The organism is Candidatus Thermoplasmatota archaeon (genome assembly GCA_029907305.1).
GTDB lineage: Archaea > Thermoplasmatota > E2 > DHVEG-1 > DHVEG-1 > JARYMC01.
Window position 1 is genome coordinate 1 of record JARYMC010000049.1, and the last position, 11,585, is coordinate 11,585.

The window sequence follows — 11,585 nt, forward strand, 5'->3', positions numbered from 1 at the left end:
CTCATCCCATCTTCCCAAAAAAATCAATGAAGTTATAGGTTAAAAATATTTACGATTGTACTTTCCGAAGTACTGTTTGCTCAAAAAATGTTAAATAATAGATTATATTAACGAACCCGACGGTGAACAGAATGACTGCTTCTAAGTATGTTAGACAACCCATTGTCAGTGTTCTAGGTCATGTTGATCACGGTAAAACATCACTCCTAGATTACATCAGGGGTACTACTGTTGCGGCACGTGAAGCAGGGGCTATAACCCAGCATATAGGAGCAACGGAGGTACCAATTGATGCGATTCAAAAAATCTGCGGGGATCTACTTAAGGGGAAAAAGTTTACTCTCTCAGGTTTACTGTTTATTGACACACCTGGTCATCATGCTTTTACAACACTTCGTACTAGGGGTGGTTCACTAGCTGATTTAGCTGTATTAGTTGTTGATGTAAATGAGGGTTTTAAACCACAGACCTATGAATCAGTAAATATACTAAGACAATACAAGACACCTTTTGTTATAGCTGCTAACAAAATCGATGCTATCTCTGGTTGGCAGACAAGCAGAGAGGCTAGTAAAACGCGCATAGAGAAACAGCGTCCTCATACTAAAACTATATTTGAAGAAAAAATCTATGATATTATTGGTACGCTTTCTGAAAACAGTCTCAGCTCTGATCTTTATTTTAACATAGCTGATTTTAGAAAAACCATTGCTATCATACCTGTGTCAGCAAAGACTGGCGAGGGTGTATCAGAGCTTCTGATGGTTCTCGTTGGGTTAGCACAGCGATTTTTAGAAGACAGGCTTCAGATAGAAAGTGGCCCAGGAAAAGGTAGCGTTCTTGAGGTAAAAGAAGAAGTTGGTCTTGGTACAACAATTGATACCATCATCTATAATGGGGTGATAAAAAATGATGACAAAATCGTTGTTGGCACAAAAGGTGAACCAGTTGTAACAACGATAAAGGCTCTTCTTAAACCCAAACCGCTTGATGAAATACGTGATCCTAGGGAGCGTTTTGATAGTGTAAAAGAGGTGCACGCAGCATGTGGTATAAAGATTTCTTCGCCTAACCTAGAGAATGTTATCCCAGGTGCACCCATAAGAGTAGTGAAAGATAATTTACAAGAAATCGTAGATGAGATAAAAAATCAGACAAAAATAGATTTCGAGCTAGATGAACAGGGTATTGTGATAATGGCTGATACAATAGGATCACTGGAGGCATTGATAAAAGAGTCTAGGGAAAAAGGTATACGTATTAGAAAAGCAGAGATAGGAAATGTATCAAAGAGAGATGTTGTAGAAGCGAATGCAGCATCAGACCCACTTGATAAGGTTATTTTTGCTTTTAACATAAAGATACTACCTGAGGCAAGAGAAGAACTTGTAAACACTGATGTAACAATTTTCAACGAGGATGTAATCTATACTATACTTGAGAAATATGATGAATGGGTTCAAAAAAAGAAGGCAGAGATAGAGCGGGAGAGAAGACAGGAGTTCACGCATCCAGGTATGATAAAGTTTTTGCCTGAATATATTTTCAGGGTTAGCCACCCAGCTATTTTTGGTGTGAGGGTTTTAGCGGGTAGAATAAAAACAGATGTAAAACTTATGAGGGAGGATGGGCGTTCAATAGGTAAGATAAAAGGTATACAATCAGAGAATAAGTCGTTAGAAGAAGCTTTACAGGGCCAAGAAGTCGCGATATCAATAGAGGATGTGACAATTGGTAGACAAATCAAGGGTGGTGACATCCTTTACACAGATATCCCTGAGAGCGATGTCAAGAAGCTACGTCAGATGGATATACTTAACCCTGATGAGAAAGATGTTTTAAACAAGATAATAGATATCAAACGTAAAACAAACAAGTTCTGGGGTATGTAAAAATTCTATAAAAAACCCTAATAAACGTATTTATTATACAGGGTAGCGGAAAAGAGATGTCTATAAGAGAGATTAAAGAAGCTGAAAAAAAGGCTTTGCAGTCTATAGAAAAAGCAAAAAAGGATGCAGAAAAAATAATAGAAAAAGCAAAAAAGGATGCAGAAAAAATAAAACAAAAGATAATACAAACAGCACAAAAAAAATCAAAAGAAGCTTATAACAAAGCAGAGCAGTCTGTAAAAAAGGATATAGAAAAAATAAAAAACAATGCCAAGGAAGAAATAGAGCGTCTCAGGGAAACAGCAAACAAAAAAATTGAGGAGGCTGTTGAGTTAATCTTAAAAGAGGTAGAGAAGGGGGAATAAATCATATTATTTCCAGCTCCGATGAAAAAGGTTACACTGGTAGTGCATCAAAACTATATCGAGGATGTTGTAAAAAACCTTCATGAAACCGGTTTAATGGAGATCATTGATGTCTCAAGAGAAAAAACAGATGGTGCATTAAATGATTTAGAACAAGCCTCTGTGCACCCTGAGGCAGGTGTATGTGCGACATATGAGCTTAGGTTATCTAGGGTTATAGACATCCTTAAAAAATCAAGGAAACAACCAAGCGGGTTAAAAGCTGTATTGCATCCTCAGTTACCTAAAATAAAAATTGTTAAGGAGAAAAACCTCAAAGAACTATTCTCAGAGGCTGAAGATTTACTTGGTGAAATCGAAAAAAACACGATCGAGAATGAGCAAATACTAGAAAAGATAAATGAACAAAAACAGAGGATTAATCAGGATTTCCAGATAGTTAAACATTTAACAAACTTTGATTTTGATTTATCAGACATAGGTGAATCCTCTTATATAATAATCAAGGCTGGTAAAACATCTGATATTATTTCTATTAAAACTGAGTTGAAGAAAAATGATAGAACAGTTTTACATTCCAAGTGGGTTGGTACTAAGAAAAAACCTGAATGGGTAGCTGTTATAGCTGCGTATATCTCTGAGAAAGACAGTGTTGAGAGGATATGTAGGGATAAATTAGTTGAGTTTGACTTGAGACATCTAAAGGGTTCACCAGATGATGTTTTGAACTCTCTTAAAAAGGAGATGATTAAACTAGAAAAAGAGCGAATCAGGATCGCATCTCATCTTCAGAAGATATCTGAGAAACAGTTTGATGATCTTCTAGTTTTACGTGAAGAAATACAGCTTGAGAGAGTTAAAAAAGAGGTTTCTAAGAATTTTGCTAAAACACAGAAAACCTATGTGATAAGAGGCTGGGTTCTTGAAAAAAAGGAAGAGGAACTAAAAAAACTGGTAAAACATGTTTCAAAGGATCTTCTGTTGTATAGCTCTGAGGCGCCATCTGTTAACCCTGATAATCCACCAACATATATCGAGGTTCCTTTTTGGGCGAAACCTTTCAAAACTTTTGTTGATTTGTTTTCTACACCTAAATACAATGAGTTGAATCCAACGGTAATACTTGCTGTTTTTTTCATGATATTCTTTGGTATCATGCTTGGTGACGCAGGCTATGGGATGATACTAATAATCTTGTCTATATTTGGTCTTCTAAGATTTGGTAAATATAGTAGTTTTATTAAAGAATGGTCGATAATGGGTTTACTCCTTGGTATAACAACTACTATCTTTGGGTTTTTGACATATAGTTTCTTCGGGGATTTTATACCAAGGTTTTTCTTTGATAAACCAAGTGAACCACTGTATAGTTTTACTGTTTTTGGAGTAAGGTTTCCTATTGAACCGTTACGTGATCCGATTTCAATTCTAACTGTTGCTCTTATACTTGGTTTGATTCAACTCAACGTTGGTGTTCTGCTTGCTATTTACCAATCATATAAACGAAGGGAATTTAAAAACATGTTAACAAAAAATCTTTGTTGGATTCCGTTACAAATTGGTGGCGGGTTGTTAATTGGATATTATATTCTTGGGTGGGATATATCCAATGTTTTGATTTATACAGCTGCTGTTTTAACGTTAACCGGTTTCATATTGTTGTTTATAAAAGAGGGGCCACTGGGTTTCTTTAGGGTGACAGGGTACATAGGTGACTGGCTTTCATATGCGCGTTTACTTGCCCTAGGTCTTGCAACCAGTGGGATGGCGCTTGCGTTTAACACAGTAGCAGAGATTTTGCCGCAGATAATCCCAATAGTTGGTTTAATCCTGATGCCAATAGTGTTAATAATCGCTCATACTGTGAACCTTGGGCTTAATACCCTTGGAGCAGGTGTTCACTCTCTAAGACTTCAATATGTTGAGTTTTTCAACAGGTTTTATGAGGGGGGTGGAAGAGCCTACTCCCCATTTAAAACATATAGAAGATATACGAGACTTAAAAATGAAAACATAAAATAAAAAATTTGATGTATGGAGGAAAATAATATATGATGAAAAAGAAAAAAACAGGAACAATGATGGCGCTTTTGTTTGTGGTAACACTAGTATGTTTATCTGCAGGTATAGCTAGCGCCCAAGAAGAAAATGAGGCAAAAGCTGAACATGTGCCCCTTGTTATTTTAGGGTGCGCATTAGCCATAAGTATAGCTGGTATATCAGCTGCGACAGGACTAGCTTTTTCAGGTTCGTCCGCAGTCGCAGTGACAGCTGAAAAACCTGATTTATTTGGGAAACTACTGGTTTTACAGGTTTTACCTATGACACAGGCAGTCTATGGTTTGCTAACAGCCATATTGCTCATGATGGGAGTAGGACTACTAGGTGGTACTCCAAAGGCAACAATGCTTCAAGGCATGGGATCAGTATGGATAGGGTTAATAGTAGGACTAACAGGAATATCAGCTATAAACCAGGGTATGGTAGCCTCATCATCGATTAGCGCTGTTGGCAGAAACCCAGATGTGACAGCAAGAGGAATAATATTCACAGTCATGACAGAAACCATAGCAATATTTGGTTTACTAGCAGGCATTCTACTAATGACTGGTCTAGGGCTTCTAGGATAAAAACATTTTGTGGAATTTTATGTCAGCAGAAAAAATCATACAACAAATAATCAAGGATTCAGAAAAAGAAATAAAACAGATACAAACAGAAGCAAAAAAACAAGCTACTACAATAATAAATACTGCTAAAAAAGAAGCCCAGTTGGAAGCAGAGAAAATAATATCAGATGGAAAAAAACAAATCGAAAACACAAAAAAAATAATGATATCAAAGGCTCATCAAGAAACAAAAAGAGACATCATGAACACAAAAGAAAAAATAATCGAAGACTGCTTTACGAAGGCACAACAAAAACTATTGGCACTAAAAGAAGATGAATACAATAGGATAGTCCACAGGCTTATATCAGAGGGATGCAAAAAAATCGGTGGGCAATGCAACGTAATTATATCAAAGGATGCTGACAAAAAAATCGCAGAAAACATGGGGTTGAAGGTAATAGGAAACATAGAATCAACCGGTGGAGTGATCTTGAAATCAAATGATGGAAAAATAACTTTAGACAACACCTTCGACGGGATATTAAAAAGAGAAAAAGACAAAATAAGGGTAAAAGTGGGGAAGCTGCTTTTCTCATAAAAAAAAACAGGGGGATTATAAATTTGTTTGAATGGCTAATAGACCCATACAACTACCCTTTCTGGGTTATCATAATAGCAATAATAGCTGTAGCCATATTCACAATCTCTCGTTACTTGTCTACCCCAATCAAATTCATATACCCAAACGCGAAATTTGAGGCTATAGGAAACCCGTTTGTAAAAGAAAAAGAACTAAATCGTCTTTTAGACAGTAAAAACCTTACAACACTAAAAGACTCTTTAAACACACTCAGAGATTACAAGGTATCAGGAGAAAATGCTTTTGAGATGCAACACTCATTAGATGAAAACCTGGTTAAAACCATAGAGATGATGCGCAGGGATAGCTCCAAAAAAATGAGTGATTTTTATGATGTTTATCTTGAAAAATTGGATATTTACTTAATAAAAAATGAGTTAAAAAGAAAAATAGAGGGTAAAAAAACTGAGACAAATGTTTTAGAAGATGCTGTTCTCCCAAAAACTAGGGAATTACTTCAGAAACTACAGTACGCTGAAAAAAAAGATATCCCTGGTGTACTAAAAAAATACGGTTTTGAAAAAGATATACTGGAGGTAGTATCAAATGTTGATATAGATTTTTTAACTCTTGATACGCTTCTGGATAAACATGTTATAAACAGGTTTAAACAAGTGAAAGTTCCTCGTAAATGTGAGGAGACGAAACAGCGTTTTGTAAACATCATGTTAGACATACAAAATATTAAAAATATTCTTAGGGCAAAACACATTGGCTACGATGAAACAACTTGTTCTAAATTGTTCCTTGGGGCGGGTCAGGAGATAGCGACATGGAAATTCAAAGAGTTGGCTGAGGCTGAAAATGTTTCGCAGGTTATACTGCATTTAGAGGGTACATCATATTATGATTCCTTGAAAGATTCAATTGAGGTGTACAACAAAGAGAAATCAGTTCAACTTTTAGAAAACACTCTGGATGGTTATTTTTTAAAAACCATGAAGGAATTGTCGGTTCAGAACTATACACATATTGGTCCGACGCTTAGATTTATTGTTTCAAAAGAATTTGAGATTAAAAATCTTAAAATAATTGCAAAAGGTTTGGCTGAAAACCTACCATCTGGTTTCACTAAAAACTTGTTGACAGTGGAGGCTGTTTGATGAAAATTGCGGCAATCTGTGACAATGACACAGCCATTGGTCTACGGCTTGCTGGTATGCATGAGTGTTTTGTACCAGAAAAAGATAGTTTGTTGGTTTTTGATGAAATAACCAAGCGTGGTGACATTGGTGTGTTGTTTATTACAGAAAAAATAGCTCAGCAAATAGGTAAACAATTAAAAGATTTTAGGCTTAAACATGACCTACCAATCATAATAGAAATCCCAGATAAAAAAGGGCATCCTGAGGGTCATGTTGATTTCATCTCCTATTTGATAAAAAGAGCGGTTGGTATAGACTTGAGTAAAAAGAATATGTGATATTTGGAGGAGCATGTATATGTCTCAAATTGTTGGTAAAATAACGAGGATATCAGGACCTGTTATCGAAGCGGATAACATGCGTGGATCAAAAATGTATGATGTTGTCCGCGTTGGTGAAGAAAACCTGATTGGTGAAATAATTCGTTTAAATGAGGATAACGCAACTGTGCAGGTTTATGAGGATACCACTGGTTTGAAACCAGGTGAAAAAGTTGTTTCTACTCAGGAGCCTTTGTCCCTGGAGCTTGGCCCTGGTCTCATCGCTAGTATATATGATGGTATACAACGTCCGCTACCAGCGATTCGTAGTCGTACCGGTGATTTTATTTCACGTGGTGTAGAGGCACATGCTCTTGATAGGAAAAAGAAATGGTTGTTCACACCGAAAGTAAAACCTGGTGATAAAGTAAAAGAGGGGGATATACTCGGTGAGGTACCTGAAACTAGGTATATTATGCATAAAATCATGGTTCCCCTAGGATTAGATGGTGTGGTTGATTCAGTTGCAAACAAGGGGGAGTACACAGTTGATGAGGAGGTTACTACACTTAAGACAAACGATGGTAAGGTTGTTAAATTAACTATGATACAGAGGTGGCCTGTTCGTAAACCAAGGCCTTTTGTTGAAAAATATGATCCCACTCTTCCTTTGGTTACAGGTCAACGTGTGATCGATACGTTTTTCCCTATAGCAAAGGGTGGTACAGCTGCCATACCCGGTGGTTTTGGTACAGGTAAAACAGTTATGCTTCATCAGCTAGCTAAATGGAGTGACGCAAAAATAATTGTTTATGTTGGTTGTGGTGAACGTGGTAACGAGATGACAGATGTTCTTAGAGAGTTTCCTGAGCTTAAGGACCCAGCTACTGGTGAGGCATTGATAAATCGTACTGTTCTTATCGCTAACACTTCGAATATGCCTGTTGCTGCTAGGGATGCTAGTGTCTATACTGGTATAACTATTGCTGAGTATTATCGTGACATGGGCTATGATGTTGCTCTTATGGCTGATAGTACCTCCCGTTGGGCTGAGGCTATGAGGGAGATATCTGGTCGACTTGAGGAGATGCCTGGTGAGGAAGGTTACCCTGCTTATTTGGCGTCGCGTCTAGCTGAGTTTTATGAGCGGGGTGGTCGTGTTAGACTACTTTGCTCTGATAAAAGAGAAGGATCTGTTTCTGTTATGGGTGCTGTTTCTCCACCTGGTGGTGATTTTTCTGAGCCGGTTGCGCAGAACACTTTGCGTATAGTGAAGGTTTTCTGGGCGCTTGATGCAGACCTAGCTGATAGGAGACATTTCCCATCTATTAACTGGCTTAAATCATATTCTCTTTATCTTGATGAGGTTGGTAGATGGTGGGCTAAGGATGTCGGTGAAGACTGGCTTTCATTGATCAACAAGGCTATGGCTCTCCTGCAGAAGGAATCAGAGCTTCAGGAGATTGTTAAACTAGTTGGACCAGATGCTTTACCAGCGAAAGAACGCGTTTTATTGGAGAGTGCTAAGATGATCCGTGAGAACTATCTACAGCAGAGTGCGTTCCATGAGGTTGACACATATTGCCCTATCAAAAAACAATATGGTATGCTAAAGCTTATGCTCAGATTCTCAGATAAAATACTAGATGCCGTAGAAAAAAATGTTCGAGTTGAGGACATTATATCTCTTTCATGTGTTGAAATGCTCGCTCGTATCAGCAAGATTCCAAACGAAGAGTTCGAGAAAAAATTCAAAAAAATTGAGCAGGATCTTGACGAAGAAATAGACTCCCTTGTGAGGAGGCAGACGAAATGAGTAACAAGGATGTAGAGTACACAACAGTCTCAGAGGTTGCTGGGCCCTTGATGGTTGTTGAAGGTGTTAAAGACGTTGCTTATAACGAGATCGTAAAAATTAGGACGTCATCTGGTGAAGAAAGAACAGGTCAGGTGCTTGAAGTTTTTGAAAACAAGGCCATAGTACAAGTCTTCGAAGGCACTAGAGGACTTGATACAAAAAACACTTCAGCTCGTTTCATTGGTGAAACAATGAAACTGGGTGTATCAAAGGATATAATCGGTAGGATATTTGATGGCAAAGGCAACCCATTGGATAACGCGCCACCAATTATTCCCGAGGATAGACGTGACATAAACGGTAAACCAATCAACCCGTATTCAAGAGAATACCCTAGGGAGTTCATCCAGACTGGTATCTCTACAATCGATGGTTTGAACACGTTGGTTCGCGGCCAGAAACTACCTATTTTCTCTGGCAACGGTCTGCCGCATAACGAGCTTGCTGCACAGATAGCTAGACAAGCAAAAGTACTAGGCAAAGAAGAAAAATTCGCTGTTGTCTTCTGCGCTATGGGTATAACAGCTGAGGAGGCGAACCTTTTCATAAAGGATTTTGAGGACACAGGGGCGTTAGAGAGAACAGTTATGTTCCTTAACTTGGCTGATGACCCCACAATTGAAAGAATCATCCTACCTCGTATGGCTCTTACGTGCGCTGAATACCTAGCTTTTGATTTAGACATGCAGGTTCTAGTTATCCTCACAGATATGACAAACTATGCTGAGGCGTTAAGGGAAATAGCGGCAGCAAGAGAAGAGGTACCAGGTCGAAGGGGGTATCCTGGTTATATGTACACTGATCTTGCGACGATATATGAAAGAGCTGGGAGGATCAAAGGAAAAAAAGGTTCAATTACACAGATACCTATGCTTACAATGCCTGATGATGATATCACCCACCCTATACCTGATCTAACAGGGTACATAACAGAGGGTCAGATTGTTTTAGACCGAGGGCTTCACAAAAAAAATATTTATCCACCCATATCTGTGCTGCCATGTCTATCGCGTCTAATGGATAGAGGAATAGGCAAAGACAGAACAAGGGAAGACCATGCTGATGTTGCCAACCAGTTATATGCAGCATACGCAGAAGGCTGCGACCTTAGGGATCTTGTAGCGATAGTCGGAGAGGATGCCCTCTCTGAGCGCGATAAAAAGTTTCTGCATTTCGCAGACGAATTCGAAGCAACTTTTGTTTCACAAGGAAATCATGAGGATAGGAGCATTGAACAAACACTAGACATAGCCTGGAAGCTGCTAGCAAAACTAACAGCACCTGAGCTTAAAAAGATACGGGAAGAATACATAAAAAAATATTTCCTGAAAACTGAAGAAAAAGAGTGAATATGGTAGAACAGATACTAGAGGGTGTCAACCCCACAAGGATGGAACTACTTGAAATAAAGAAAAAACTTGTTTTAGCTGAAAAAGGACATAAACTATTAGAAGAAAAAAGAGATACGCTCGTAGAAAGATTCTTTGATGTGATAGAAAAAAGAAACATTTTGAAAAAAAACCTTGATGAAGATTTCCACGATGCATTTACCTCATTGATACAGGCGCAGATGGTACTAGGTGAAAAAAAAGTAGAGGATTTATCGTCTCTAACACAAAATATAGGTGATGTAACCATTGATAAGGATAACATAATGGGTGTGAAAGTACCAAAAATCAACACACAAATCAAACAACCATCCATGATGCCACCTTATGGTTTTTTTGAAACCTGTGGTTCTCTAGATGATGCCTACCAGAAATTCAACAAACTAATGATAAAACTATTAGAACTAGCTGAAGTAGAGGGTTGTATAAAATCTTTGTCTGTGGAGATAGAAAAAACCAAGAGGAGAGTAAACGTGTTAGAAAACAACCTTATACCACAGCTACTGGCTACAATAAAATACATAGAGATGAAGCTTGATGAACGGGAGAGAGAGGATTTCTTTAGGAGAAAAAGAATAAAGGCTATTATGGAAAACAAAAAAGAGAGTATATGTCAATAGAAGAAGACCCTGTAATTGGAAGGTTTTTTGATACACCTGAAAAAAAAGCAAAATGGATAGTTAGACTGAAAATAGCTTATATCCTGTGGATAATTTTTGCTATAATCGGCATATCCTTTATGTTAGTCTGGTTTTTACTAAAATAAAAGATAAAAAAAGAAAAATTTAGGATAGAAGATTTAGACTTCTTTTCCAATATCCCATATGGCTTTTATTGCTAGTATACCAACAGCTGGTACAATGAATATTGCCAATGGCAACGAGATGCTTTTCAATAGAGTTCCTATAGCGGGTTTTATTGTTATATTTTCAAAGGTACCATACATAACTAGCAGTGCTATTCCTGCCAATAAGAATGCTGGTACTTCCTTGGCGGTTATAGTGCCTTTTCCCATGAATGCTAATACTCCAACTATAACGCCTATTACTGCTAGCAACCATGCGACCCAACCACCATTGTCAGTTTCAAAAAATGGGGTTTCCCCTTGTCCTATTGTCCATGCATGGAATAGACCAAATATTATTGCTATGACTATTCCAGCGATAAATGCATATATTGCTAGCTTACCTATCATATCTTTTTCTGCCATAACTTTTTTTTTCTCCTCCTCTTTATTTTAGTTGGACTGGCAAAATAGTTGCGTGTTTATAAACATTTCTGGGTGGTTTCTCCATATGCATAAGATAAAGAAATTCATTATATTGTATTCCAAATAACCGTTAGGTGTAACAGTACTTCGGAAAGTACAATCGTAAATATTTTTAACCTATAACTTCATTGATTTTTTTGGGAAGATGGGATGAG

The 11,585-nt window shown here is 37.6% G+C and carries 12 protein-coding genes; 11 read left to right on the plus strand and 1 reads right to left on the minus strand.

Features of this window, described 5'->3' with window-relative positions:
* Window positions 1-131 precede the first annotated feature (131 nt).
* Genes infB through QHH19_04745 form a run of 11 tightly spaced genes read left to right on the plus strand, consistent with a single transcriptional unit; the run spans window position 132 to window position 10,926 of the window.
* A complete protein-coding gene (gene infB, locus QHH19_04695; protein ID MDH7517622.1) occupies window positions 132-1,892 on the plus strand; it encodes a translation initiation factor IF-2 in 1,761 nt (586 codons plus the stop codon).
* 56 nt (window positions 1,893-1,948) lie between these two features.
* Window positions 1,949-2,257, plus strand: coding sequence for a V-type ATPase subunit subunit G family protein (locus QHH19_04700; protein ID MDH7517623.1), 309 nt, complete (start codon window positions 1,949-1,951; stop codon window positions 2,255-2,257).
* Window positions 2,258-2,278: 21 nt separating this feature from the next.
* Window positions 2,279-4,279 (plus strand): V-type ATP synthase subunit I, encoded by a 2,001-nt coding sequence (locus QHH19_04705; GenBank protein MDH7517624.1) that lies wholly within the window; start codon window positions 2,279-2,281, stop codon window positions 4,277-4,279.
* Window positions 4,280-4,308: 29 nt separating this feature from the next.
* Entirely contained in the window at window positions 4,309-4,887 is a 579-nt protein-coding gene (locus QHH19_04710; GenBank protein ID MDH7517625.1) for a hypothetical protein, read from the plus strand.
* A gap of 19 nt (window positions 4,888-4,906) precedes the next feature.
* Complete coding sequence (locus QHH19_04715) at window positions 4,907-5,467, plus strand: V-type ATP synthase subunit E (GenBank protein ID MDH7517626.1); 561 nt, start codon at window positions 4,907-4,909, stop codon at window positions 5,465-5,467.
* Between the two features lie 23 nt (window positions 5,468-5,490).
* On the plus strand, window positions 5,491-6,612 hold the full coding sequence (locus QHH19_04720) for a V-type ATPase subunit (protein MDH7517627.1): 1,122 nt from the start codon (window positions 5,491-5,493) through the stop codon (window positions 6,610-6,612).
* Window positions 6,612-6,932, plus strand: coding sequence for a V-type ATP synthase subunit F (locus tag QHH19_04725; GenBank protein MDH7517628.1), 321 nt, complete (start codon window positions 6,612-6,614; stop codon window positions 6,930-6,932). The genes QHH19_04720 and QHH19_04725 overlap by 1 nt, the downstream gene beginning before the upstream one ends.
* Before the next feature lie 19 nt (window positions 6,933-6,951).
* A complete protein-coding gene (locus QHH19_04730; GenBank protein ID MDH7517629.1) occupies window positions 6,952-8,730 on the plus strand; it encodes an ATP synthase subunit A in 1,779 nt (592 codons plus the stop codon).
* A complete protein-coding gene (locus tag QHH19_04735) occupies window positions 8,727-10,121 on the plus strand; it encodes a V-type ATP synthase subunit B (GenBank protein MDH7517630.1) in 1,395 nt (464 codons plus the stop codon). Before QHH19_04730 ends, QHH19_04735 begins: the two co-directional genes overlap by 4 nt.
* Window positions 10,122-10,123: 2 nt before the next feature.
* Entirely contained in the window at window positions 10,124-10,780 is a 657-nt protein-coding gene (locus tag QHH19_04740; GenBank protein ID MDH7517631.1) for a V-type ATP synthase subunit D, read from the plus strand.
* On the plus strand, window positions 10,771-10,926 hold the full coding sequence (locus tag QHH19_04745) for a hypothetical protein (GenBank protein MDH7517632.1): 156 nt from the start codon (window positions 10,771-10,773) through the stop codon (window positions 10,924-10,926). Before QHH19_04740 ends, QHH19_04745 begins: the two co-directional genes overlap by 10 nt.
* Before the next feature lie 33 nt (window positions 10,927-10,959).
* Here QHH19_04745 and QHH19_04750 read toward each other — a convergent pair whose 3' ends face one another.
* On the minus strand, window positions 10,960-11,370 hold the full coding sequence (locus QHH19_04750) for a hypothetical protein (GenBank protein MDH7517633.1): 411 nt from the start codon (window positions 11,368-11,370) through the stop codon (window positions 10,960-10,962).
* Window positions 11,371-11,585: the final 215 nt, after the last annotated feature.